Here is a 24,357-nt window from a genome sequence, read left to right as displayed (position 1 = left end):
GGGATCCGATGCAAGGCCGGTACACGGGCCGGCAGCCGGATCCGGGGGGGCGGCCGCGTCAGAGGCGGCCGGCGGCGGCGGCGACGCGGTCGTCCGTCGCGGTGAAGGCGACCCTGACGTGCCGGGCGCCCGCCGGGCCGTAGAACTCGCCGGGGGCGACGAGGATCCCGAGGGACGCCAGGTGGGCGACGGTGTCCCAGCACGGCTCGTCCCGCGTCGCCCACAGGTACAGGGACGCCTCGGAGTGGTCGATGCGGAACCCGTGCCGCTCGAACGCCTCCCGCAGGGCGGCGCGGCGGCGCGCGTACCGCGCGCGCTGCTCGTCCACGTGGGCGTCGTCGCCGAACGCCACCGCCATCGCGGCCTGCACCGGAGCCGGGACGATCATGCCGGCGTGCTTGCGGACCTCCAGCAGCCGCTGCACGATCGCGAGGTCGCCGGTCACGAAACCGGCGCGGTAGCCCGCCATGTTGGAGCGCTTGGAGAGGGAGTTGACCGCGAGCAGCCCCTCGTGGGAGCCGTCGCACACGTCCGGGTGCAGGATCGAGACCGGCGGGTTCTCCGCGTCCCAGCCGAACTCCAGGTAGCACTCGTCGCTGACGACGATCGCGCCCCGGCCGCGCGCCCACGCCACGACCTTGCGCAGATGCTCGGCGGGCAGCACCTTGCCGGTCGGGTTGGACGGCGAGTTCACCCACACGATCTTCGGGTTCACCGGGCCGAGGCGCAGCAGCCCGTCGGTCGCGACGGGCGTGGCGCCGGCCAGGCGGGTGCCGACGTCGTACGTCGGGTAGGCCAGCTCGGGGAAGACGACCCTGTCGCCGGGGCCGGCGCCGAGCAGCGTCGGCAGCCAGGCGACCAGTTCCTTGGTGCCGATGACGGGGAGCACCGCGTCCGGGTCGGCGCCGGACACTCCGGCGCGCCGCCGCAGCCAGCCCGCGACCGACTCGCGCAGCCGCGGCGTCCCGTAGGTCTGCGGGTAGCCGGGCGCGTCGGCCGCGCCGGCGAGCGCCGCCCGGACGGGCTCGGGCGTCGGGTCGACGGGCGTCCCGACGGACAGGTCGACGATGCCGTCCGCGTGCCCGTGCGCCCGCTCCTTGTAGGGCGCGAGCCGATCCCACGGAAAGTCCGGCAGCGTGAACACTGGCCCTGTTCCTCCTCTGGACGCCCGGCGGGCCGTGGCCTTCCCGAACTCGGGAGAGACCACGGCCCTGAAGTCAACGCAGGGGGACCTCGGGGCGCGTCCGCGCCGGGACGCGCCGGAGGTCCCCCGGCTCAGTCGTCGTGGCTCTGCGGGGGCAGCGCCGCGACGATCGGGTGGTCCTTGTCGATCTTGCCGACCTTGGACGCGCCGCCCGGCGAGCCGAGGTCGTCGAAGAACTCGACGTTCACCTTGTAGAAGTCCTTCCACTGATCGGGGACGTCGTCCTCGTAGTAGATGGCCTCAACCGGGCAGACCGGCTCGCACGCACCGCAGTCGACGCACTCGTCCGGGTGGATGTAGAGCTGACGCTTCCCTTCGTAGATGCAGTCGACCGGGCACTCCTCGATGCATGCCTTGTCGAGCAGGTCCACGCAGGGCTGCGCAATGACGTAGGTCACGTCAGTGACTCCTCTCGGATATCCGGCCCCGCCGCACGTCACGGGTCGCCGCAAGCTCGCTGTGAATAGTATGGCCACCACGGCTCGGTCGATTCGACATGGGGGTCCTCACATGTCCGCTCGCTTCGCCGCGCGGCTGGTGGTGTCCATCAGTGGCGCGGACGTGGGCCAGCGGATCTCGCTGCGCCGCCGTCTGCCTACGGGAGAGTACAGCGACGTGGTCGGCGTACTCGAATCCTGGTCCGGTGGAACGCTCACGGTGCGCCGCCGCGACGGCGAAGTGGTCGAGGTCCCCGAGGGGATCATGGTGGCGGCGAAGGTCGTCCCGCCGCAGCCCCCGCCGCGCCGCCCTCCCCGCCGAGAGGAGCCGGAGGACGGCTGACGCGGCCGGCCGCGCTCAGCCGGTGCCCGACGGCACCGGGCTCGACGCGGCGGGGCTGGACGGCGCGGGGCTGGACGGGGCCGGGCTTCCGCCTCCCGGGCCGGCGGGCGAGCCGTAGGGCGGCGGTTCCGCCGTCACCTCGACGGTCCGCTCGGTGTAGGTCTCGCCGGGCTTGAGGTCGCGGCCCTGGAACAGCTCCGACACCGTGACGAGCGTGAACCCGCGCTTCTTCAGGCCGGCCACCACCTTCGGGATGGACTCGACGCTCGTCTTGTGGATGTCGTGGAACAGGATGATGCCGCCGCTCTTCGCCTCCTTGGTGCCGACCCTGACGTCGCGGGCGACGTTGTGGTAGCGCCAGTCGAGCGTGTCGACGCTCCACAGGATGAGCGGCATCCCGACCGCGTGCCCGACGCGCTTGTTCGTCGCGCCGTAGGGCGGGCGCATCAGCGTCGGCTCCACCCCGCCGGACGCCTCCTTGATCACCTTCTGCGTCCGCTGGATCTGCGACCGCACCTCGGCGGACGACAGCGAGGTCAGCTCGGGGTGGGACCAGCTGTGGTCGGCGAGCTCGTGCCCTTCGAGGGCCATCCGCCGCACCACGTCCCGGTGGCCGCCGACGTTCTCGCCCAGCATGAAGAACGTCGCGCGCACGCCGTCCTTCCGCAGCGTGTCGAGCAGGCCCGCCGTGTAGGGGCCGGGGCCGTCGTCGAACGTGAGCGCGACGCACTTCACCCGGTCGCAGTCGATCTTCCGCGGCGGTGGCGGCGACGGGGACCGGGGCGCCTGCGCCCCGCGACCCAGGGCGGCATGCTCCCCGGCCGTCCGCGCCTGCCGCTTGTCGGCGTGGCTGCATCCCGCGACGAGCAGGAGCCCCGCGCCGATAATGGCGATTTTCCTTATCCGCACCACGCACCCCCGAACGTGTCGCTTCGGGGCGGCTCATACCCTCCGTCACCCAAGCGACACACGCCGCTAAGATGCGGAAACAGCGGTTACCGGACGGGCCAGTCGGGGACCTCGGGCGGGAGGTCCTTGCTGACCCGCATCGGGAAGGCGGCTTCGCGCTTCTCCAGGAAGGACGTGACGCCCTCGATCGCGTCGGCGCCGCCGCCGAGGGCGGCCATGAGGCGGGAGTCGGCGGCGTGCGCGTCCCACGGGGACGGCGCGGACAGGCCCGACCACATGAGGCGGCGGATCGCGGCGACGGAGACGGCCGAGGTGTTGTCGGCGATCTCGCGGGCGAGCGCGTAGGCGGCGGGGAGCAGCTCGTCCGGCGCGTGGACGCGGGAGACGAGGCCGCCGGCGAGGGCCTCCCGGGCGTCGAAGACGCGGCCGGTCGCGGCCCACTCCATGGCCTGCGCGATGCCGACGAGGCGCGGCAGGAACCAGCTGGACGCGGCCTCGGTGACGATGCCGCGGCGCGCGAACACGAACCCGAACCTGGCCTTCTCGCTGGCGAGCCGGACGTCCATCGGGAGGGTCATGGTGACGCCGACGCCGACCGCGGCGCCGTTGAACGCGCCGATGACGGGCTTGAGGCAGCGGGCGATGCGGAGCGCGACCGTGCCGCCGCCGTCGCGGGGCGTGCCGTCCTCCAGGACGTCGTCCTCGCCCGCGAACATGTCCTTCGACCGCTCCTTGTCGAAGGTGTCGCCGCCGCCGCTCAGGTCGGCGCCCGCGCAGAACGCGCGTCCCGCGCCGGTCACCACGACCACGCGCACGTCGTCGTCGGCGTCGATGCGGTCGAAGACGTCGAGCATCTCGTTGCGCATGGTGAACGTGTAGGCGTTCATCTTCTGCGGGCGGTTCAGCGTGACGGTGGCGATCCCGTCGCGAACCTCGTACTCGATCTCCTTGTACGGCACCTGCGGCCCCTCTCGCGCTGGACAGAACTCGATTCTAGAACGAGACTTCAGCTGCGGGCTTCGGGGAAGAGGCGGAGCAGGACCTCCCGGCGCCACTCGGCCGTGTCGCGGCCCAGCGGCGGGACGGGGAGCAGCGCGCCGTCCGCCGCTTCGGCGAAGCCGATCCCGACGCCGGGGGCGAGTTCGGCGGGGGGCTCGCCGGTGGCCGCGAGCCGCCGCGCCAGGGCGCCGAGGACCCGGGCCCAGCCGTCCCCCAGGTAGGGCGGCAGCCCCTCGGCGCGCAACTCGGGGAGCCCGCGGGCGGCGAGGCCGACGGTCCGCAGGACCAGGCCGTCCGGGCCTTCGGCGCCGACGATCCGGACCTCGGACGTGACGTCCGCCATTCCCAACACCGCCTCCCTGCAGGACTTTCTCCGATAAATTATGACAGTGAACTGGGCCGTGACGACGTACGACTCCGCCTTCGGGTATGTCTCCGCGCACGGTGCCCCCCTGATCGATCTGCTCGATCCGCAGCCCGGCGAGCGGGTCATCGACCTCGGGTGCGGCACCGGCACGTTCAGCGCGGAGATCGCCGAGCGGGGCGCCGAGGTGCTGGGCATCGACGGCAGCCCCGACATGGTCGCGCAGGCCACCGCCACGCACCCGGGCCTGTCCTTCGTCGTCGGCGACGCCCACGACTTCACCGTCGGCGACTCCTTCGACGCGGTCGCCTCCAACGCGGCCCTGCACTGGATGACCCGCGACCCCGACGCCGTCATCGGGCGGGTGCACTCGGCGCTGCGCCCCGGCGGCCGGTTCGTCGGCGAGCTCGGCGGCGCCGGGAACTGCGCCGAGCTGATCGTCGCGATGCAGACGGCGTGGCGGGTGTTCGGCCTCGGCGAGCCCGAGCTGCCCTGGTACTTCCCGTCGCCGGCCGAGTACGCCGCGAAGCTGGAGGACGCCGGGTTCACGCTGCGGCTGCTGGAGCACGCCGACCGCCCGACCCGGATGGCGGAGGGCCCGAACGGCGCCGCCGACTGGGTCCGCGCCTACGCCGCGCGGGCGCTGGCGGACGTCCCGCCGGAGCTGGTCGACCCGCTGCTCGACCGGGTGAACGACCTGGCCGCGCCCGCGCTGCGCCGCGAGTCGGGGTGGGTCGCCGACTACGTGCGGCTGCGGTTCGCCGCCGTCCGCCGCTCCGACGGCGCCGCCCCCATGCCGTTCGGCCCGCTGGAATCCGACCGGCCCCTCTGATCCTCCGGCGTCCCGCCGCCTAGGGTGGGAGGCATGCTGCGGTTGCACGACCACCGGACGGGACGTACCGAACCTCTGCCGGCCGGGCCGGGCCTGCGCCTGCAGGTCCTGGACGGCGCCGGCCACCGCACGCTCGTGGTCGCCGATCTGCTGCGGCGGATCGCCGGGCGGGCCGGGCGCCGGGTCCGTTTCACGAGCGTCCCGGTCGCCGTGGAGGGCTGGGCGGACTACAACGTCGCGTCCTTCGAGGTCCTCGACGAGCCCCTCGCGGAGGCCGACGTCTACGTCGCCGCCGCCATGGCCGATGTGGACGCGCTGTGCCTGGCGGTGCCCCCGGAGACGGGCGGGAAGCCGCCGGACGCGCTGGCCGCGCGCCTGGCGATGCTGGAAGTCCCGTATCGGGAGCCCGTGGAGTTGTCGGACGCGCGCTTGACGGCCGCGGGCGCGCGGCTGGACGCGTGGCGCGGCATGGTCGCCGAATGGGCGACGGCTCCGGGGCGTCCACTGAGCCGGGAGTACACGAATCAGGCGGAGACGGCGCTGGCGGACGATCTGGACAGCGCGGGCGCGCTCGCCGTCCTGGACCGGCTCGCCGCCGACCCGGACGTGCCGCCGGGCACGAAACTGGAGACGTTCATCCACCTCGACATGCTGTTCGCGCTGGGGCTGATGGCGGCGATCGGGAGCGCCTGATCACACCTCGATGAGGCCGCCGTCGGCCGTTGCAGCCGGTAGAGGTGGTCCCGATGGCCTCCGTGCGTCGCGATGGCCTCCTCGATGGCACCTGTGCGGCAGATTAACCGCACCGCCGGGTGACCCGGGCTTTCGCGGTGCCTGGGAGAAGCTAACTTCGTATGTCGTGTCGACCGAAGCCCCAGAATCACCGGCACCCGCGGCCCCCGGGCCGCCGGTCCGGTCGCGCCGCCGCCGCGCCCGCCCGCTGATGGCGGTGCTCGTCGCGTTCGCCGTCCTGCTGTTCGCGGCCGTCGGCGGCGTCGGCTGGTACTTCGCGGGCGTCGCGATCGAGGTCGACCACACCGCCGAGTACCCGCTGACGATCGTGGACGCGGCGGACGGCACCGTCACGCTGCCCCGCGAACCGGTGACGGAACGTCCCGGAACGTGGGCGCTCGTCTGGAAGGGCGGGCGTGCTCTGCTCGGCCCCATCGTCGGCGGCGACTCCCGCCATGTCGTGCGGAAGGTGTCGTCGGTCGTCTCGGGTTCCCTGACGAAGAGCGCGCCGGCCGCCATCGACCACTGGATGTACGAGGGCGACCCCAAGACGGCCTTGGGGCTGCCCTTCGAGGACGTCACGTATCCGTCCAAGGTGGGGGCGATGCCGGCGTGGCTGGTCCCGGGGTCGTCCTATAAGGGGACATGGGTCATCGCCGTCCACGGACGGAACGCGGACAAGGCGGAGACGTTCCGCGTCATGCGCGTCGTCCACGAGATGGGCCTGCCGATGATGTCCATCGCTTACCGGAACGACGTGGGCGCGCCCTCGTCCGGCGACCGGAAGAACCATCTCGGCGACACGGAATGGCACGACGTCATCTCCGCGATGGGCTACGCGCGCGCACACGGCGCGACCGGAGTCGTCCTGCACGGGTGGTCGATGGGCGGCGCGATGGCGATGACGGCCCTGCGCAAGGACCCGTCGTTCGTCCGGGGCGTCGTCCTCGACTCCCCCGTCCTGGACTGGAGCGCCACCCTGGACAAGCAGGGCGACGCCCGCAACCTGCCCGGCTTCATGACGGACGTGGCCAAGCAGGTCCTGGAATGGCGCATCGGCATCGACCTGACCGACTACGACCAGCGCCGGTACGCGCCCCGCCTGCGCACGCCCGTCCTCATGTTCACCACGCAGGACGACGCCACCGTCGCCAACGGGCCCGCCTACACCTTCGCCAGGAAGGCCCCGCCCGGCATGGTCACGCACATCTCCACACCGGGCGACCACACCGAATCGTGGAACGTCGACCCGGCCGCCTACGAACGCAGCCTGCGGTCGTTCCTGAAGAGGGTGGGCTAGAGCTCCAGCAGGGTCTTGCCAACGGTGGAGCGCGACTCGATCGCCCTGTGCGCGTCGGCGGCGCCTTCGAGCGGGAAGCGCTGACCGATCACCGGCCGGAGCCGTCCCTTGGCGGCCTCCTCCAGCGCGCTCCTCGTGAACTCCCGCAGTTGGTCAGGCGTGGCCGTGGACCGGACGAGCGTCACGCCGCGTCCGGCCGCCTCCTCGTCCGCAATGCTCGCCCACTCGCCGGACGCGAGCCCGAAGCTGACCATGCGCCCGCCGCCTCGCAGCAGGCCGAACGCCTCGCGCGCCACGGCACCGCCGACCCCGTCGAAGACGACGTCCACTCCCCCGGCCTTCCCGGCCCAGCCGGGCTCGCGGTAGTCGACCGCCTCGTCCGCGCCCAGCCGCATCGCGGCCTCGGTCTTCCGCGCACCCCCGGCCGCCGCGACGACCGTCGCGTTCCTCATCTTCGCCAGCTGGACGAGGAGCGTCCCGACCCCGCCGGCCGCCGCCTCCACGAGCACCCGCTCCCCCGGACGGGGCGCCGCCGCACTCACCATCATCGCGGCGGTCCGTCCGTCGGCCAGGAGCGCCACCGCGTCGTCGAGCGCCAGACCGTCCGGCACCTCGAACAGCCCCTTCGCATCGACGGCCGCCTTCTCCGCGTAGGCGCCGGTGCCACCGGTACTGCTCACGACCCGCCGCCCGACGAGCCCGCCGTCGACACCCGCGCCGACCTTCGCCACCACGCCGCCCACGCCGTTGCCGGGGATGACGGGCGGCTCCAGCTTCACCGGCGCCGGGCCGCCGCCCGACCGCATCTGCGTCTCCACGAACGTGATGTTGACGAACTCGACCTCGATGAGCACCTGCCCCTCGTCCGGCACCGGATCGGGCGCCTCACCCGGTACGAGCACCTCCGGCCCGCCGAACTCCGTCAGCCACACCGCACGCATCCGAACCCCTTCCATCAGCGGTAGTAGCCGAAGCGTGCAACCTCAAGCGAGGTCGAGGTCAAGCCGGTCGCAACGAATCTCTTTTCTCGCCCCACGCGCCTCTGTAAGCTTTCGGGCGAGTTCCGCCCCCGTTGTCGGCTGCCGCTCAAGGAAGACGATGCGCGCCCGGTTGGTACGTTCCTCCCCGCACGGGTCAAACCGCGCAGCTACCGCGGTCGCCCTGCTGGCCCTGTGCACGGCCGCCGCCTGCGGTTCGTCCGGCTCGTCCTCGAACGGCGAACTGGCCCCCAACGGCTCCTTCAACACCGCCCCCGCCGCCCCTTCGCGAGCCGCCGACGCACCCTCGGCCATGCCCACGGCGGAGCTTTACAAGACCGTCCTCAAGCGCTACCGCGCCTACCAGGACGCCTACAAGAAGGCCTACGAAACCAACGACGCAGGCATCCTCCAGGACGTTGCCATGGACCCCCTCCTGACCGAGGTCGCCAACGACGTAGAGGCGACCGAGGCCAAGGGCGTGGTCTGGCGCTTCACGAACACGTTCAACCCCCGCGTCTACGCCCGCTCCAAGGACAGCACGAAGGTCTACGTCATCGACTGCGTCAGCACTCTCGCCGCGTACCGCTACTCCGCGAAGACCGGCAAGAGGATCGAGCAGCTCCCCGGCGGGGCCTTCGTGTACCGGGCCACCGTCGCGTATGACTCCGGCACCTGGAAGGTCGCCGCCAACGTCCGGGACCGGCAATGCTGACGGTCCGCAGGGAAGGACACTCGATGTCTGCCCACACCCCCACCAGACGCCGCACGGCCGCAGCCATGGCAGCGGCAACGGCCATGGCCATGCCCCTGCTGATCGCCGTCCCCGCCCAGGCCGCGCCCTGCAACGTCACCAAACGCAAGCATGCGAACTGCAACAAGGTCATCCGCACCCCCGGGAGCGGGGGAGGCGGAACCGGAACGGGCGGCGGCACCAGCGGCCCCTGGGTTCCTCCCCCGCCGGAAGGGCTGACCCCGGACGAGGCACAGGGTGTCATCGGGATCCCGGGCGCGCCTCCTCCTGCGCCCGCGCCGCCCGCCACGGCCGACTTGGTCGCCATGGCGCAGGCCGCCGCCGAGTTCCCCACGCCCACCGTGCATACGGCGCCGGAGGGCAAGACATTCGTGAGACTGCGGACGGCCCTGTGGGTGGACGGCTTCCAGAACGTGCAAACAGAGCCGATCACCGTGGGCGCGCAGACGATCCAGTTGATCGCCGAACCCAAGTCCGTCACATGGAACATGGGCGAGAGAACTTTCGCATGCAGCGACGCCGGGACCAAGAACGGTAAGACCTGCAACTACACCTACCGGCAGTCGTCCGCGTCAAAGCCCGGTGGCGAGTACAGGATCACGGCGACCATCAATTGGGAGGTCAGGTGGACCTGCGAGGGTGCCGACTGTGACTCCGATGGCGGTGCCCTCCCCCCGAATCCCGTGCCATCGCCGGCCACTCCGCTGGTGGTGGGCGAGATCCAGACCAATACCGGCCAGTGACACTACGTGAACATCGGCTGCCGGGGTTCGTCGAACTCGCGGAGCTGGGGACGGGCACCCAAGGCGAGGTCGTGCTCGCACGGCACGAGTCCGGCGGTCCACCAATCGCGATCAAATATCTGGCGTCCGGCCTGCGCGGCGACACTGCCGCTCGGGGCATCTTCCGAGCCGAGGCCCAGATGCTCAAGCGGGTGAACAACCCGCACGTGGCGCGATTACTCGATTACCTGGAATCTCCCTGGGGAGCCGCCATCCTCTTGGAGGCAGTGCCCGGCCGCCCACTCCGCAGGGTGCTGGACGAGCAGGAAGGGGCACTGACGGCCGAGGCGGCGTTGGCGACGCTGAAAGGCTCGCTGCTCGGTTTGGCCGCGGCACACGCGGTCGGAGTCGTCCACCGCGACTACAAACCCGCGAACGTGCTCGTCCAGGACGACGGGCAGAGCAAACTGATCGACTTCGGGGTCGCCGTTCTCACCGGACAGGGCGGCCAAGCCGGGACGCCCGCCTACATGTCCCCAGAGCAATGGGCGGGCGGACCCGCCACACCGGCGACCGACCTCTACGCGGCCACATGCGTCTTCGTGGAATGCATCACAGGCAAGAAGCCCTTCGGGGGCACGACGCTCGCCGAGTTCAAGACGGCACACGAAGAAGGCTTCACATCATTCGAGAGCGTGCCGGAGCCGTTGCGCCCGCTCGTCCAGCGAGGCTTGGCGAAGAGCCCAAGCGATCGAGTCTGGAACGCGTACGAGTTCGTGAGCGAGTTGGAATCGGTGGCCGTACAGGCTTACGGACCCGACTGGGAACGGCGTGGCTTCCTCGCACTCGGCGCGGTCGCCGCGACCGTCGTGACGGCCGTCCCGCTGGCCATGCTCGGCGGCACCCTGCTGGCCCCTGGCGCATCCGCGACGGGCGCCGCGGCCTCCACGGCGGCAGGTCATGTGTCGGCAGGGCTCGTCCAAGGCGCCACGTCGGTGGACGTGATGGCGAAGACCGGAACGTCCGCCGCCAAGGGCTTCCTGAGCAAGGTCGGCGGGACGAAGGGCGCTGTCGGCATCGGAGTCGCCGGTGTAGGCGGCGTGATCGCGGCATGGCTTCTCTGGCCCGGGCCGAGCGTCGGCGGGACGAGCCACGCCGGCGTGCACGCATACTTCACTAAGCCGGGAGTTCTTCTAGGCCAGGCCTACCTGCCCGCTTCCGAGACTCCGTACATCGACTTCAGATACTCGCTTGCGCCGGCCAGAGCGAAGACCGGGACGGAAGTGCGTCTAGTAGAGAAGTTCCGCGCCCGCACCCCAGGGAGCCTCTACTACACCCCGAGCGGTGAACGTCAATGCCTCAGCGAAAACACCGACCCACCGAAAACCCATGCGTATGGATGGGGACTCGGGCTCGGCCAGAACCAACTCGACGTCAAAAGCCCGGACTTCATGGCCTTTTACCCCATGCCACCGGCAAAACGGAACGATATTCCGCAGAAGACGACCGGCGCCGTCGTTCTCCCCGTCCGAAGCGACACGGTCGGTGAGCAGCAGCCGTGGGTCCAGGCGGAATGCGCCACCATCAGCCAATGGACGACCACGGCGAGGATCGTCCTGCCGGACCACAAGCTGCTACCACCCGGCAAGTACCTCGTGACACCGCATGTGCCGATGAAGATCACGCAGGCCAGCCTGGAGGACGAGGCGATCCCTCCGGAGTCGGCGGGCGGCAGAATCGACGGAACGCTGCCGATGATCGAGGTGCTGGACGACTGAAGCGCCGTGTCGGCGCGCGTCCACTCCTGGTTCTGCGTCAGTCGGTCGCGGGTGCGGCGATGAGGCCCGTGCCCCGTGTTGTTCGTCAGGCCACGTTCTACGCTGGTTTGCGGGCCATTCCGCCCCACAGGGCGGCGGGTGCGGACGCCTCAAGGTCGGAACGAGGGCGCCACTGTGGGACCTGGACGACGCCGGGCTCAACGAGGTCCAGCCCGCGGAAGAACCCGGCGACCTGCTCATGGTCGCGCAGCGTGACCTTCTCCGCCGACTTCTGGTTCATGGCCCGCGCGAACGCGGCCATCTCCTCGGGAAAGATGTCCTTCGCGGTGTGGGACACCACCAGGTAACTGCCCGGGGGGACGGCGGCCATCAGCGAGTCCGCGATCTGGTACGGGTTCGGCTCATCCGGAATGAAATGGAGTACGGCGATGAGCATGACCGCCACCGGCCGGCTGAAGTCCAGCGTCCGGGAGGCCTCCTGCAGAATCTTGCCGGGTTCGCGCAGGTCGGCATCGATGTAGTCGGTCGCACCCGAGTCGGTGCTCCGCAGCAGCGCCTCGGCATGAGCGAGCACGATCGGATCGTTGTCGACATAGGCGATCCGGCACTCGGGCGCGATCGCCTGGGCGACCTCGTGGGTGTTGTTGGCCGACGGAAGCCCGGTACCGATGTCCAGGAACTGGCGGATCCCGGCCTCGGCCACCAGGTACTCCACCGTCCGCGCCAGGAACGCGCGGTTGGCCCGTACGGACTTGACCGTGCTCGGAAAGGCTTGCAGGCCGGCCTCGGCAGCCGCCCGGTCGGCGGCATAGTTGTCCTTGCCGCCCAGCCAGGCGTCATAGACCCGGGCAGGGTGCGGAATGCTCGTATTGAACCGGGAGAGCTTGTCCTGACTCGGCGACTCTCCAGGCAGATCCGATGCCACGAACGTCTCCTCAAGCGCCGCCATTGATTTGCACGAACACCATATATGCGACACGCCTTCCGCGGGCTCCAGTCGCAGATGGCCGCTGGTCCCCGTTCGCGGCGGGGCGACCATCGCCGAGGCGACGACCGGCGGCGCCGCCGGTTTCAGGTGGCGGGTGCGGGCTCGGCGGCGAGGGAGCCCAGGAGGCGGAGCCGCTCGGCGGACGCCGAGCCGGGTTCGGCGGTGTAGATCATGAGCATCAGGCCGGGTTCGGCGGTGATGGCGAGTTCCTCGTGGGCGAGGACGAGCTCGCCGACCTCGGGGTGATGGAAGCGCTTGGTGCCGGCGCCGAGGACGTGCACGTCGTGGGCGCTCCACAGCCTGCGGAACGGCTCGCTGTGCGCGGAGAGTTCGCCGACGAGTTCTTGCAGGCCGCGGTCGTGGGGGTCGCGTCCGGCCTCGGCTCGGAGGATCGCCACGCTCATCTGCGCGAAGCGGTCCCAGTCGGGGTAGAAGCCGCGCGAGGCGGGGTCGAGGAACAAGAACCGCGCCAGGTTCGGCACGCGGCCGGCGTCGCCGATCAGGGGTGCGTAGAACGCCCGGCCGAGGGCGTTGGCGGCCAGGACGTCCGTCCGGGGGTTGCGGACGAAGGCGACGGCATCGGTGATCGCTTCCAGCACCCGGGCAAGGCCGGGGCGTACGGTGGCCGGCTTCGTCGTCCGGCGCCGCCCGGAGGCGGGGTTGCCGTCGGCGGTGCGGGCCAGGTCGAACAGATGCGCGCGTTCGGCGTCGTCGAGGCGAAGGGTGTCGGCGATGGCGTTCAGAACGGCGGCGGACGCGCCCCGGATGGCGCCCCGTTCGAGCCGCGAGTAGTACTCCACGCTCACACCGGCGAGGATCGCGACCTCACTGCGGCGGAGCCCGGGCACCCGGCGGCCACTCCCGGCGGGCAGCCCCGCCTGCGCGGGGGTGACCTTGGCGCGTCGCGACATGAGGAACTCGCGTACCTCGTGGCGGTTGTCCATGGGATCGAGCGTACGACGGCCCTGTGCCGCCGAGGAGTGCCCTGCCAGGACACCTAAGGCCGGGGTTCGACGGCTGAGGGGCTGGTGGGGGCGCTGGTATCATCTCGGGCGATGCGCGGGCGGAAGCGGTGACGCAGCCAGGAGGCCCGCCCCCGGCGTGACACGGCGGATCTCCCATCGGCGCGGGATTCCGTCCGCCCGCTCGTCCACAGTTAGGTTCCCCGGTGCTGCTCTTCCCTCTGGCCAATCGTTGCTCGAAGAGCGCAGTGGGCGCGGTCAGGGGCCACTGGTTGTTCGCGCTGGTGCTGCTCGCGGGTGTCGTTCTGCGGGTCGTCACCATGCTCGGGTTCCGGGGCGTGCTGTGGTTCAACGACAGTTACGACTTCCTGCGGATCGCGGACGATCCGTTTCCGCATCCGCTGCGGCCGTCCGGTTATGGGCTTTTCCTGTGGGGGTTGAAGCCGTTCCACAGCCTGGCTCTGGTGACGTTGTTGCAGCATGCGGCGATCGTCGGGCTGGCGGTGGTCGCGTACCGGATGCTCGTCCGGGACTTCGAGGTGCGGCGGGCGTGGGCCGCGCTGGCCGTGACGCCGATTCTGCTGGACTCGTACCAGATCGAGCTCGAGCATCTGCTGCTGTCGGACACCTTGTTCACCGTGCTCGTGCTCGGGGCGATGCTGCTGCTGGCGAAGCCCGGGGCGGCCGGGTGGCGGCGGGCGGCCGCGGTGGGGGCGCTGCTGGGCCTGGCGGCCGTCACGCGGACGGTCGGGCTGCCGCTGTTCATGATCGTCCTGCTCTACCTGGTGGTGCGGCGGACGAGATGGACCGTGTACGCGGCGCTCACGGTGACGTTCGTCCTGCCCGTCGGGGCTTACGCGACCTGGTTCCAGCAGGAGCACGGCCGGTTCCAGATGACCGGCGTGGACGGCGTCTTCCTGTGGGGGCGCACGGCGGCGTTCGCCGACTGCGACGCGCACACGCCGCCGCCGGATCTGGCGAGCCTCTGCCCGTACGGGGCGAAGGAGAACCGGCCCGCCTCGTCCCACCAGATCTGGGAGAAGAACTCGCCCACCGGATGGTCCAACGGGGAGGCGTTCAGCGAGGAGACGAACGAGCGGGCGCAGCGGTTCGGGTTGTGGGCGATCCGGAATCAGCCGGTCGACTACCTGCGGGTCGTGTCGTACGACTTCTTCGTCCGGACGTTCTCGTGGCACCGGTCGCAATACCCGACGGTCGGCACTGAGGCCCGGTATCACTTCCCCACGAAACCGACGGCGCGGAAGCCTGGTCTGCGCGTGCTCGGGGGCGGCGACCGGCGGTCGGTCGTCCATGAGTACTCGCATGGCACCGGACGGACGCACATCGTGGAGCCGTATGCGGGTGTGATGCGCGGCTACCAGGAGCGTGTGAGCGTGCCCGGGACGGTGCTCGGGGTCGTCCTGCTGGCGGGTGCGGCCGGGATCGTGTGGCGGCGGGCGCGCGCGCGGACGGCGCTCTTCTGGACGTCCGGGGTCGCCCTCCTGGCCATCCCCCCGATCACGGTGGACTTCGACTACCGGTACATGCTGCCCGCCCTGCCGTTCGCGTGCTTCGCCGCCGCGATGGCGTGGGGGCGCGGCGAACCGGCCGGTGAGGGGCGGGAACCGGACGCGGTCGAGGCGGCGGAGCCCGAGGCGCAGCCGGCCGACGCCTGACGGCCCCTTGCGTCCGCGATCGCCGTCACCCTCGACGCGAAATGAGTACGAACGCGGATGCCGGCGGGCCGTGGCGACCGTGATCCTTGAGCTCATGCGCCGATATGTGATCTTCCTGGTTCCCGTTCTGCTGGCCGCCGCCTGCGGCGGCGTCCCGTACGCGGGCGGCGGGACGTCCGGGAGGCCGGCCGCCGGAACGGCCGAGGAGCAGGCCACCGCAGACGCCCGGAAGACCGCCGACAACGCCGGCGACAAGGTCTACACGGCCCGGGTGTGGCCCGCGCGCGACCTGGCCCACCGGGCGGCGGATCTGGACGGCGTCGAGGTCATGGGCGTGCGGGGTGCGTCCACCGCCGGGGCCGGGGTGGCCCTCGTCGTCCGCGTCTCCGGCACGGGGACGAAGGCCGGGCCGTATCCCGGCGAGCCCATCACCGTGAAGCGCTGTTTCCGGATGCGGTTCTCGACGACGACCGAATGGCACGAATACGAGACGCGCCTGGTGACATGCCCGCCGGGAGAACCGCTGCGGTTCGAGCCGTGGCCGAAGACGCCGGACATTCCGTCCGCGAAACTGCAGAAGGTGCTGCCGCGCGTCCCGGCCGGGGGCAGGGCGGACGAGGCGAAGGTCCGCGCGGCGGTCGCGTCGCTGCGCCTGGACCCTGCGATCAGCCGCGAATTCCGGACCGAGGGGCCGGTCGTCGGCGTGGTGCTGAAAGTGCGGCCCTATCTCTCGGACGCGTTCGACTGCGTCCTCGCCCGCGTCGCGCCGGGACGGACGAGCGTCTGGTCACCGGCACGGATCCAGCGGATGCCGGGCGAAGGCGGCTGCAGCGCCGGCAACGCCGTCGACCCGATGCCGCCGCCGCACTAGAGGTCGCCGAGGCGGGCGGCGGCGACCTTCTTCGGGACGACCATTCGCCACGCGTCGATCACCAGTTCGCGCATTTCCGCTTCGTCGAGCGCGGCCGTCCAGGCGTGCACCCAGTTGAAACGCATGTCGGACTCGCGGGGCAGGTGGAATTTCGCCGGTTCGGAGGCCACCAGCGCGGCGCGCTCCTCCTTGGGGAAGGCGAATCCCATCACGGTCTCGTCCCGCGAGAGTGCGACGTAGACGATGGAGCCGACGCGGAACTTCACCTGGTCCCTGATGAGGTGCTCCGATGTGCGGGGCAGAGTTCTCGTGAGCGCCCGCACCTGCTCGACGGTGATCATCTTGTCCTCCTCCGGCCGCGGTTTCCCCAGCAAAGCACCCGGGACCGACGATCTTGTTAGATTTGCCTGCACGAGGGGGCGGTCGTGAACGAACTGGTGCGCTGGCAGACCGAGCACGGGACCATCGTCGTGGAGAGCGACGACCGGGAACCCGGATTCGGATCGGTGTCCCGTAGCGGCGAGATCTTCCATGAGGCGGCGGGCAAGTTCGAGGACGCGTTCGCCAACGTCCGGGAGGCGGCCCAGTCGGCGCTCGCGGCGCTGCGCGGCGGCGACCTGAACCCCGACGCGGTCGAGCTGGAGTTCGGCGTCAAGCTGAACGCCGCGGCGGGCGCGGTCATCGCGAAGACGTCCGTCGAAGGGCACCTCAAGGTCAAACTGACGTGGGGTCGGCCGCCCGCCGGGGCCGGAGCCGCGGAGGAGGCGTAGCGGGGATCGTGGACGATTGGCAGTGGCGCGCCTGGGTCGGCCACCCGTCCGGCGGCAAGCTGGGCGCGGCGTTCCTCATCACCGAGACCCGCCTGCTGACCTGCGCACACACCGTCGAGGGGATGGACGAGGCACGCGTCGGGTTCCCGGGGCTCCGGGAGGACCTCCCCGCCGCGGTGGTGCGGTGCACCGGCTGGCGGCGGGCGGGCGACTTCGGGGACGTCGCCGTCCTGGAACTGCGGGAACCCGTCCCCTACGAGCCCGCGCGGTTCGCCGCTCCCGACGAGGTCCACTCCCGGGCCGGGGAGAACGAGTTCGGCGTGTGGGGGTTCCCCTACGGCCTGGACGACGGCGAACTGCACGGCACGGTCACGACCAGGCCGCAGTGGCAGCGCCGGCGCGAGTGGTGGCAGTTGCGGGCCACGCAGGGCAGCGCGCTGGAGAAGGGCTACAGCGGGTCGGCGGTGTACCGCCTGGCCACGGGCGAGGTCATCGGCATGGTCACGAACGCCGACCTGCGCCGCGACGACTACACGGACGTCGGCTGGATGCTCCCGCTCGACCGGCTCCGGCTGTATTCGGAGGAGCTGGACGACCTGCTGCCGCTCACCTGGCTCACCGCCCCGGCCCGGCGCGAACTGCGGGGGATCCTCGCCGGCGTCCCCTTCACGCCCGTGCTCGCCGCCGAGCTGGCGGTGGTCACCGGACGTCCCTCGCCGGCCGTCTTCCAGTCGGCCTGGCACTCGGTACGGCATGTCGCCGAGGGCTTCCGTGAGGAGCAGCTCGTCCGCTACCTGCGGGCGGTGCGCCGGGCCTCCCCGGCCTCCGCCGCGCGGCGCCTGACCACCTGGTCGAGGCGTCACCTTCCGGACGGCGCGAACGCGCACGGCCCCCGTCCCGGGCCCCCGTCGGTGATCGTGCGGCTGGAGCGGATGACGCACGGCGCGTTCGACATCACCGTGCACCTCTGGACGGACGGCGCGGCGGGCCGCTCCCGGCGCGCGGAGGAGGTGCCGAGGCAGCGGGTGCGGCAGGTCGTCGAGGAGCACGTCGCCGAACTGGCGCCCGCCCTCTTCGGACGCGAGTGGATGATCGAGTTCGCGGTGCCGCAGAAGTGGCTCAGCACGCCGTTCGAGCAGTGGCACGCGGACCCCGAGAAGACGCAGCGCATGCGCCGGTACCCGCTGGTCGTCCGGGACGTGCAGCGCATGCGCCCGGACTCCTTCGCGCGGGACCAGGCGTATCGGCGCTGGCGCCTGCTCAGCGAGCTGGAACGCAGCGACCCGCGGCGCATCACGTGCGACACGGCCCGGGACAGCGGCTACTTCAGCGATCTGCTGGAGGCCAACGACGACTACTGCGTGCTGGTCTACGGGGCCTGCCCGCCCGACGAATCGCTCCGCGCCGCGCTGAGCAACGGCGTCCCCGTCATGCTGTGGCCGCGTACCGCGTGCGACGCCGCCGTGCACGAGAAATGCCACGGCCACGGCGTCCAGGAGGAACTGGCCGAAGCGGTCGGCGGCGCGCATCCCGGCGACCTCCCCCGGCTCGCCCGTGATCTGCGCAAGCGCGCGCTGCTCGCCAAGGACGAGCCGCACTGCGGGCGCGACCTCACCCTGCTGTGGGACGACCCGTCCCGCCTTCCCGACCCCCCGCTCGCCATGGAGGTATAGGTGCCGGACTGGCTGCTCTACACCGGGAGCCGTTCCCCGCACGACGGCATCGGCAGGCTGCCGCCACCGCCGCCCTGGCGCGCATTCGGCGGCGAGCCCGTGCTGCCGTCCCCGTCCGGCGGCTCGGGGAACGAGCACCAGGCGACCACGTACCGTCCGTCGGACGACGCGGTGCAGCAGGTCAACGCCGCCTTGTATCTGCGTCGCCCGCTGCTGGTGACGGGGCCGCCCGGTACTGGGAAGTCCACGCTCGCTTACGCGGTGGCCCACGAACTCGGTCTCGGCCCCGTCCTGCACTGGCCCGTCACCAGCCGGACCACCCTGCGCGACGGCCTCTACCAGTACGACCCGCTGACACGCCTCTACGCGGCGGGACGGGAGGAGGCGCCGGCCGAGGAGGACATCGGCCGCTACATCCGCCTCGGCCCCCTCGGCACCGCGCTCCTCCCCTACGGCCGCCCCCGTGTGCTGCTCGTGGACGAGATCGACAAGAGCGACATCGACCTGCCCAACGACCTCCTCACCATCTTCGAGAAGGGCGAGTACGAGCTGCCTGAACTGACGCGGCGGGCCGAGCCGACCGCCGAGGTGATGACGGCCGACGGGCCCGGCGCCCGCGTCACGGTCACCGCCGGGACGGTCCGCTGCAACGCCTTCCCCCTGGTCGTGATGACCAGCAACGGCGAACGCGAGTTCCCGCCCGCGTTCCTGCGCCGGTGCGTGACCGTGGAACTGCGCCAGCCTTCGGAGGAGGCGGAACTCTCCGCGATCGTCCGCGAGCACCTCGGGCCGCTGGCCGACCAGAGCGACGACCTCGTCCGCCGGTTCTTCGAGCGCTCCACGTCCGGCACGCTGGCGACCGACCAGCTCCTCAACGCCGTCTACCTGTGCCGCCACGCCGCCACCGAAGACCGCCGCGCGCTGGCCGACCGCATCATGCCCTACCTGACCGGCCCGATCGATGACGATTGACCGGCTCCGGGAGGCCCTGTCGGCGATCGGCCCACCACCGGACGCCCGGGAACTGAGCGAGATGCTGTGGCTCGCCTGCCACATCACCCCGGCCGAGGAGCGTCCGTCTCCCGCGCCGCCACCGCCGGTCGCTCCCGCCCCGGAGATCCGGCAGCCGCCGACACCGGCCACCCCGGCCACCCCGGCCGCGCCGCCACCGCACGCGCCGGAGCCGCGCACCGGCATCCACCCGCGTCCGGCGCCCGGCGCCGAACCGGGCGGCGAGGCGGCGGAGGTGCTCGTCCCCACGGCGCCGATGCTGGCGGACCCCCTCGGCCTGCAACGCGCGCTCCGGCCGCTCAAGCGCCGCATCCCGTCCCGCCATCGCCGCGAACTGGACGAGGAGGCGACCGCCGCGCGCATCGCCGACACCCGCCTGTGGACACCCGTGCTCGTCCCGTCACCCGAACGGTGGCTCACCCTCGCCCTGGTCGTGGACACGGGGCCGACCATGCGCCTCTGGCGTCCCCTCGCCCGCGAGCTCACGGAGATGCTGATCCGCCAGGGCGCCTTCCAGGACGTCCACATCACCTACCTGGACGAGGCGGGCCGCATCGCATCGACGCCCGGCGCCCCGTCCCAGGACCCGCGCACACTGCTGGACGCATCAGGCCGCCGAGCGGTGCTCGTCCTGAGCGACTGCTCCGGCCCGCACTGGTGGAACGGGCACGCCAGGCGCGCCGTCCGCCACTGGGCGCAGGCCGGGCCGACCGCGATCCTGCAGCCCCTCGCCGAACGCCTCTGGCGCCGCACCGCCGCACCGACCGCGCCCGGCCTCGCCGTCCTGCCCCGCCCCGCCGCCCCGAACACCGACCTGCGCTTCACTCCCTTCGACGGCGCCGTGCCGCCCGGAGTACCCGTCCCGGTCCTGGAGCCGACGCCCCGCTGGTTCGCCGCCTGGGCCCGCCTGGTCTCCGGCGCGGCCCCGCAGCCCGCCGCCGTCGCCGCCCTCCCGCTCCGCGCCCCCGGACCGGCCCCGGTACACCGCGAACGCGAACTGCCCGTCACCGAACGCGTCCGCCGCTTCCTCTCGACGGCCTCCCCGGACGCCGCCGAACTCGCCGCCCACGTCGCCGTCTCCGTCCCGTCGCTGCCGGTGATGCGCCTCATCCAGCACCGCATCCTCGGCGGCTCAGGGCCCGGCCAGCTCGCGGAGGTCCTGCTGAGCGGCCTGCTCCGCCCGGTCGGCGACGTCCGCTACGAGTTCGTCCCGGGCGCCCGCGAGGCCCTCCTCGACACCCTCCCGCGCCCCGACGCCCTGCACACCCGCCACGTCCTGGAAGCGGTCTCCGCCGAGATCGAACGCCGCGCAGGCACCACCGCCGAGACCTTCCGCGCCCTCCTCCCCCGCGACGGCGGCCCGGTCACGCTGACCGCCGACACCGACCACTTCGCCCTCGTCACCCCCCGGACCCGCACCCACCTCGCCCCGGCCCCCTCCACGGACTTTTCAGGAGCTCCCGACCTGCTCGACCTGCTGGGCCTGCCGGTGGACGAACTCCTCGGCGACGGCTGGGACCGTGCTCCACGGCCAACGGTGATCGGTGCGGACGGCGAGGAGCCGGTGGCGCTGGACATCCTCAACGGCCACCCCGACCTCCCGCACGGACTGATCCGCGCCCCGAGAGCCGCGCGCAGGTGGCTGATCCGGGCGATCGTGTGGAGCCTGGCCCTGACGCATTCACCGAACGTCGTCAACTTCGCCTTTGTCGGCTTCTCCACGAGGGGACGGTCTCTCGGCGATCTGAGAAACCTCCCCCATGTCGCCGCCGACGTCCACGACGACCCTGCGGACCCACCTCCGGCGAGCGACGTTCCGCGGATCCTCGAAGCCGAGCAGAGACGCCGCAAGTCCATCCTGCGCTCCGCCGGCGTGGACACGTGGGACGAGTACCAGGCCGCCATCGCCGAGGGCCGAGCCCTCGATCCGCTGCCCGCCCTCCTAGTGATCATCGACGACGCCCACCCCCTGCTGGACCCGCAGTTCGATCTGACGGATCCCCTCGCCCGGCTCTACGGCACGGGGTCGGCTCAGGGCATCACATTCATCATCTGCACCCCGGACGACCTTCTCCCACCGCTGCATCTCACCCATCTGGCCGGCTGGAACATGGGGCCCAGCGGGCACGGCGGCGACCTCGCCTTCCTCCATGTCCTCGCACGGCAGGCCCACCCGAGTTTCCTGCCCGCACGCCTTTCGGCAGAGCAGAGCGCCCCCATCGTCGAACAGATGCGCCGCCGAGGTCCGCAGGCATACCGGCTCGGCACCCCCGCTCCCCCGAGCGTGCCCGCATTCGACGTGCTCAGGCTGAACGGCGGCGGCCCCAGCGGCATGTTCGAGGAGACGTGGGCGCTCCCCGCCTCCCAGCCGAGAAATCCCGCCATCGGCTACGACACCGAGGGCAACGCCCTCACCCTCTACCCGCTCGAGCCCTCGTCGGGCATCCCGCACGGCCTGATCGTCGGCAGTCCCGAATCCCGGCAGCGCATCGTCCGCGCCATCACCCTGGCCCTGGCCGCCGGCCACTCCCCCGCGAACCTCGCCTTCGCCTTCGCCGGCCTGGGCGAGCACCCCCTCGGCGAACCACTCGACCTGCCGCACGTCCGCTACTCCGCGGACGAGTTGCTCGGGCATCCGGAGAAGCTCCAGCGCTTCCTCGATTACCTGTCGCGCGAACTGGACGCCCGGACCACCGCGTCACCGCGCGGCTTCCCGGAGCCGCCCCCCTCCGATTCCGGCGAAGACCACTGGCCGGAAACGCCACCGCGCCTTCTCGTGGTGGCCGACATGTCGCTGACGCTTCCCATGAGCAGGCCCCAGGTCGGCGAGGCGCTCCTCTCGCTGGCGCAACGCGGGAGATCCCTCGGCGTGCAACTGCTGCTCACGTCGACGACAGTCGAGAACACCACGATCTGGGACCGCTTCCTCCCCCTCCTCGGCTGGCGCATCGCCGCCGGCCCGCGTCCGGCCGCCGAACTTCAACGCGTTTTCGGGCAGGGTGGCCTCGCCTTCCCCGACGAACGCACGGCCTACTACCTCCTCGCCGGCGGCGGCTCCCCGCACCGGTTCACGGTGGCGGAGGAGCCCCCCGCACCCGTGGTCGAGAGCTTCGTCCGGCGGACGCGCGACCACTGGCGGGCGACCCCCCTCCCCGCCGACGCGGTCGCTGCCGACGCGGAGCCGGCCCTGGCCGATCCCATGCGGTCCCGCGCGGTACTGATCGGCGTGTCCGCATATACCTCGCTGCCTTACCTGCCCGGCGTCCTGAACAACCTGGAGGGGCTGAAGCGGGTCCTGTGCGACCCGCGGGTGTGGGGCCTGCCGGAGCGCAACTGCGTCGTCTTGGCAGAGCCATGGAGCCTGACGCAGATCGTGGACGCGGTCGACCGCGTCGCCCGTGAGGCGGAGGACGCGCTGCTCGTCTACTACGCAGGGCACGGCTTGCGGGACGAGGCGGACGGCACGCTCTCCCTCGCCCTTCCCACGTCCCGGCCCGGCGAGATGCACACCGCGCTCCCGTACACCTGGCTGCGACGCGCGATCGACATCCCTGACGGGCCGAAAAGCAAGGTCGTGATCCTTGACTGCAGCTTCAGTGGCCTCGCGGCGGATGACGGGATCCAGCGGACATCCGCCGGCAGTGACACCTTCTTGATGACATCGGCGTCCCGGGGCGGGCATGCGCTCGCCACTCCAGACGCGGCCCACACGTCGTTCACCGGCGAGCTGGTCGCTCTGCTCGAAGAGGGGCTCGAAGGCGCGCCCGCCGGCCTCGACATGAGGACGCTCCATGTCGCCGTGCAGCAGCGGCTCGTCTCCAAGGGCCACCCGCCCGGGGCGGCGAACTACGGCTCCTCCAGCAGCGCCCGCAGGAGGCTGTTCCGCAACCGCGCCCACGAGGGGGACGCTCCTGCCGCCAAGGGGCTCAGCGAACCGGTCAAAGCACTGCTCGAAGCGGAATTGCGCACGGAGAGAGCGGACGACCGCGGTAGTCGCCATCTGGTGTTCTGCGGCCGCTACGGGCCGGAGATGCTGGCTGCGGCCGGGTGGTACGGCCTACGGCTCGCCGAACGCGGTGAGTCGCGGCACGGAAGGGCGATGGCGACGTCCTGGCGCTGGCTGGTGGGTCCGGACATGGGCGGCAGGGCCACTCCGATCCCCGTGTTCTTCCTGGAGTCCACAGGCGGCGTGCTGGTCCTCCAAGATGCGGACGACCTGGTGACCGCCGAGGGCGGCCCGATCGGGTCGGCGGCGGCCGACGAGATCGCCCGGATGGCCGGGGAGCACGACGATCCGGTGATCATCATGTGCGGGGAGGAGCCCGCCATGCGAACCCTGCTCAGCATGCTGCACCCCGAGGTCGCCGACCGGTTCCGCATCATCGCGCCGGCGGAGTGGGGCGACCCCGCGCCGCCGCTGCCGGCGCACCTTCCGCGCAGCCGCCTCGCGATGGCGTCGCAGGGCCGCATTCCCATCGGCGTCGAATACGGGACTCAAGAGCCGGCCATCCTGGACTTCAGGGAGCGGCCGCATTTCGTCGTGGCCGGGAATCCGGGCTCCGGCAGGACCAACGTGCTGCATCTGGTCTTCGACGCCCTCAGCACCGGTGAGGAGGCGCTCTACGTCGTCGACCCGGCCGGCGGGCTGAACGACACGGACTTCCGCCGTCCGGGCCCGCCCCGCGTGTCGTCCGGAACCTACGCCGCCACGTCGATGCAGGTCAGATCTCTGATCGGCAGGCTCCTCGGCCACCTGGAGAGGTCACCCGAAGACGAGATTCACCTGATCGTGGACGACCAGGATCTGCTGGACCGCGATCTGTTCCAGCCGCTTCGCCCGTATCTGAGCGAACGGCGGTTCCACATCGTCCTCGCCCGCACCGGCGACGGACGGGATCCGCTGTTCGGATACCTCGACCCACTGGCGTGCGCCGTCCTGCTGATGGGCGGGCCGACGCCGGCCGACCGCGTCCCGGGGCGCGGCGTGCTCACCCAGGGCTACGAGAGCCGGCTCATCCAGGTCGCCGCGGCGTTCTGACCATATTGGATCAGCCG

The 24,357-nt window shown here is 71.6% G+C and carries 22 protein-coding genes; 13 read left to right on the top strand and 9 right to left on the bottom strand.

Going from position 1 to position 24,357, the window contains the following annotated elements:
• Window positions 1-58: 58 nt before the first annotated feature.
• Window positions 59-1,144, bottom strand: a complete 1,086-nt coding sequence (gene dapC / locus AL2_RS11560; RefSeq protein WP_067632892.1) for a succinyldiaminopimelate transaminase — start codon at window positions 1,142-1,144, stop codon at window positions 59-61.
• A gap of 131 nt (window positions 1,145-1,275) precedes the next feature.
• A complete protein-coding gene (gene fdxA / locus AL2_RS11555) occupies window positions 1,276-1,602 on the bottom strand; it encodes a ferredoxin (RefSeq protein WP_067632891.1) in 327 nt (108 codons plus the stop codon).
• A gap of 112 nt (window positions 1,603-1,714) precedes the next feature.
• Here fdxA and AL2_RS11550 point away from each other — a divergent pair, with 112 nt between their 5' ends.
• Window positions 1,715-1,984, top strand: coding sequence for a putative acetyltransferase (locus AL2_RS11550; RefSeq protein ID WP_067632890.1), 270 nt, complete (start codon window positions 1,715-1,717; stop codon window positions 1,982-1,984).
• Between the two features lie 15 nt (window positions 1,985-1,999).
• On the opposite strand, the gene AL2_RS11545 is transcribed toward AL2_RS11550, so the two are convergent.
• From AL2_RS11545 to AL2_RS11535, 3 genes are all read right to left on the bottom strand, one after another.
• A complete protein-coding gene (locus AL2_RS11545) occupies window positions 2,000-2,893 on the bottom strand; it encodes a polysaccharide deacetylase family protein (RefSeq protein ID WP_245666549.1) in 894 nt (297 codons plus the stop codon).
• 86 nt (window positions 2,894-2,979) lie between these two features.
• Window positions 2,980-3,852 (bottom strand): crotonase/enoyl-CoA hydratase family protein, encoded by an 873-nt coding sequence (locus AL2_RS11540; protein ID WP_067632887.1) that lies wholly within the window; start codon window positions 3,850-3,852, stop codon window positions 2,980-2,982.
• Window positions 3,853-3,899: 47 nt separating this feature from the next.
• A complete protein-coding gene (locus AL2_RS11535; RefSeq protein WP_067632885.1) occupies window positions 3,900-4,235 on the bottom strand; it encodes a hypothetical protein in 336 nt (111 codons plus the stop codon).
• 46 nt (window positions 4,236-4,281) lie between these two features.
• Here AL2_RS11535 and AL2_RS11530 point away from each other — a divergent pair, with 46 nt between their 5' ends.
• From AL2_RS11530 to AL2_RS11520, 3 genes are all read left to right on the top strand, one after another.
• Window positions 4,282-5,088, top strand: coding sequence for a class I SAM-dependent methyltransferase (locus AL2_RS11530; protein ID WP_083946416.1), 807 nt, complete (start codon window positions 4,282-4,284; stop codon window positions 5,086-5,088).
• Between the two features lie 33 nt (window positions 5,089-5,121).
• Window positions 5,122-5,781: a hypothetical protein gene (locus AL2_RS11525; RefSeq protein WP_067632882.1), complete on the top strand. Its 660-nt coding sequence runs from the start codon at window positions 5,122-5,124 to the stop codon at window positions 5,779-5,781.
• A 166-nt stretch (window positions 5,782-5,947) separates the two neighbouring features.
• On the top strand, window positions 5,948-7,120 hold the full coding sequence (locus tag AL2_RS11520) for an alpha/beta hydrolase family protein (protein WP_168444583.1): 1,173 nt from the start codon (window positions 5,948-5,950) through the stop codon (window positions 7,118-7,120).
• Here AL2_RS11520 and AL2_RS11515 read toward each other — a convergent pair.
• Window positions 7,117-8,061 carry a zinc-binding dehydrogenase gene (locus tag AL2_RS11515; RefSeq protein ID WP_067632878.1) on the bottom strand — a complete coding sequence of 315 codons (945 nt, stop codon included), beginning with the start codon at window positions 8,059-8,061 and terminating at the stop codon, window positions 7,117-7,119. The genes AL2_RS11520 and AL2_RS11515 overlap by 4 nt on opposite strands.
• A 157-nt stretch (window positions 8,062-8,218) precedes the next feature.
• On the opposite strand from AL2_RS11515, the gene AL2_RS11505 reads away from it, so the two are divergent.
• Genes AL2_RS11505 through AL2_RS11490 form a run of 3 tightly spaced genes read left to right on the top strand, consistent with a single transcriptional unit; the run spans window position 8,219 to window position 11,351 of the window.
• Entirely contained in the window at window positions 8,219-8,812 is a 594-nt protein-coding gene (locus AL2_RS11505) for a hypothetical protein (RefSeq protein WP_157438103.1), read from the top strand.
• 23 nt (window positions 8,813-8,835) lie between these two features.
• Window positions 8,836-9,594, top strand: coding sequence for a hypothetical protein (locus AL2_RS11500; protein ID WP_067632873.1), 759 nt, complete (start codon window positions 8,836-8,838; stop codon window positions 9,592-9,594).
• Complete coding sequence (locus tag AL2_RS11490) at window positions 9,591-11,351, top strand: serine/threonine-protein kinase (protein WP_168444585.1); 1,761 nt, start codon at window positions 9,591-9,593, stop codon at window positions 11,349-11,351. Before AL2_RS11500 ends, AL2_RS11490 begins: the two co-directional genes overlap by 4 nt.
• 97 nt (window positions 11,352-11,448) lie before the next feature.
• Here the strand turns inward: AL2_RS11490 and AL2_RS11485 are convergent, their stop codons facing one another.
• Together AL2_RS11485 and AL2_RS11480 are read right to left on the bottom strand one after the other, a co-directional pair.
• A complete protein-coding gene (locus AL2_RS11485; RefSeq protein WP_067633122.1) occupies window positions 11,449-12,276 on the bottom strand; it encodes an SAM-dependent methyltransferase in 828 nt (275 codons plus the stop codon).
• A gap of 146 nt (window positions 12,277-12,422) precedes the next feature.
• The gene (locus tag AL2_RS11480; protein WP_067632867.1) at window positions 12,423-13,283 is read right to left on the bottom strand and encodes a helix-turn-helix transcriptional regulator; all 861 of its coding nucleotides are present in this window, start codon (window positions 13,281-13,283) and stop codon (window positions 12,423-12,425) included.
• Between the two features lie 224 nt (window positions 13,284-13,507).
• Between AL2_RS11480 and AL2_RS11475 the strand changes: the two genes are divergently transcribed.
• Window positions 13,508-14,977 (top strand): hypothetical protein, encoded by a 1,470-nt coding sequence (locus AL2_RS11475; RefSeq protein ID WP_169806468.1) that lies wholly within the window; start codon window positions 13,508-13,510, stop codon window positions 14,975-14,977.
• A 94-nt stretch (window positions 14,978-15,071) separates the two neighbouring features.
• Window positions 15,072-15,848 carry a hypothetical protein gene (locus tag AL2_RS11470; RefSeq protein ID WP_067633118.1) on the top strand — a complete coding sequence of 259 codons (777 nt, stop codon included), beginning with the start codon at window positions 15,072-15,074 and terminating at the stop codon, window positions 15,846-15,848.
• On the opposite strand, the gene AL2_RS11465 is transcribed toward AL2_RS11470, so the two are convergent.
• The gene (locus AL2_RS11465; RefSeq protein WP_067633116.1) at window positions 15,845-16,189 is read right to left on the bottom strand and encodes an MmcQ/YjbR family DNA-binding protein; all 345 of its coding nucleotides are present in this window, start codon (window positions 16,187-16,189) and stop codon (window positions 15,845-15,847) included. The genes AL2_RS11470 and AL2_RS11465 overlap by 4 nt on opposite strands.
• 84 nt (window positions 16,190-16,273) lie before the next feature.
• On the opposite strand from AL2_RS11465, the gene AL2_RS11460 reads away from it, so the two are divergent.
• From AL2_RS11460 to AL2_RS11445, 4 genes are read left to right on the top strand one after another with little or no spacing between them, the layout of a single operon-like run.
• On the top strand, window positions 16,274-16,618 hold the full coding sequence (locus tag AL2_RS11460) for a CU044_2847 family protein (RefSeq protein WP_067632865.1): 345 nt from the start codon (window positions 16,274-16,276) through the stop codon (window positions 16,616-16,618).
• Between the two features lie 8 nt (window positions 16,619-16,626).
• Window positions 16,627-18,291, top strand: a complete 1,665-nt coding sequence (locus tag AL2_RS11455) for a VMAP-C domain-containing protein (protein ID WP_067632863.1) — start codon at window positions 16,627-16,629, stop codon at window positions 18,289-18,291.
• Window positions 18,292-19,263, top strand: coding sequence for an AAA family ATPase (locus tag AL2_RS11450; RefSeq protein ID WP_067632861.1), 972 nt, complete (start codon window positions 18,292-18,294; stop codon window positions 19,261-19,263). It begins immediately after the preceding gene.
• Window positions 19,253-24,340 carry a caspase, EACC1-associated type gene (locus AL2_RS11445; RefSeq protein WP_067632860.1) on the top strand — a complete coding sequence of 1,696 codons (5,088 nt, stop codon included), beginning with the start codon at window positions 19,253-19,255 and terminating at the stop codon, window positions 24,338-24,340. The genes AL2_RS11450 and AL2_RS11445 overlap by 11 nt, the downstream gene beginning before the upstream one ends.
• Window positions 24,341-24,357: the final 17 nt, after the last annotated feature.

Source organism: Actinomadura latina NBRC 106108, assembly GCF_001552195.1.
GTDB classification, from domain to species: Bacteria; Actinomycetota; Actinomycetes; order Streptosporangiales; family Streptosporangiaceae; genus Spirillospora; species Spirillospora latina.
The sequence above is the reverse complement of the archived record's forward strand: the minus strand, read 5'-3'. Positions and strand labels throughout refer to the sequence as shown.

Bases quoted from the DNA above. Each gene is read 5' to 3' on its own strand.
- AL2_RS11470 (WP_067633118.1), top strand. From the start codon at position 15,072: ATGCGCCGATATGTGATCTTCCTGGTTCCCGTTCTGCTGGCCGCCGCC.
- AL2_RS11480 (WP_067632867.1), bottom strand. From the start codon at position 13,283: ATGGACAACCGCCACGAGGTACGCGAGTTCCTCATGTCGCGACGCGCC.
- AL2_RS11535 (WP_067632885.1), bottom strand. From the start codon at position 4,235: ATGGCGGACGTCACGTCCGAGGTCCGGATCGTCGGCGCCGAAGGCCCG.
- AL2_RS11505 (WP_157438103.1), top strand. From the start codon at position 8,219: ATGCGCGCCCGGTTGGTACGTTCCTCCCCGCACGGGTCAAACCGCGCA.
- AL2_RS11500 (WP_067632873.1), top strand. From the start codon at position 8,836: ATGTCTGCCCACACCCCCACCAGACGCCGCACGGCCGCAGCCATGGCA.
- AL2_RS11515 (WP_067632878.1), bottom strand. From the start codon at position 8,061: ATGCGTGCGGTGTGGCTGACGGAGTTCGGCGGGCCGGAGGTGCTCGTA.
- AL2_RS11550 (WP_067632890.1), top strand. From the start codon at position 1,715: ATGTCCGCTCGCTTCGCCGCGCGGCTGGTGGTGTCCATCAGTGGCGCG.
- AL2_RS11445 (WP_067632860.1), top strand. From the start codon at position 19,253: ATGACGATTGACCGGCTCCGGGAGGCCCTGTCGGCGATCGGCCCACCA.
- AL2_RS11465 (WP_067633116.1), bottom strand. From the start codon at position 16,189: ATGATCACCGTCGAGCAGGTGCGGGCGCTCACGAGAACTCTGCCCCGC.
- AL2_RS11525 (WP_067632882.1), top strand. From the start codon at position 5,122: ATGCTGCGGTTGCACGACCACCGGACGGGACGTACCGAACCTCTGCCG.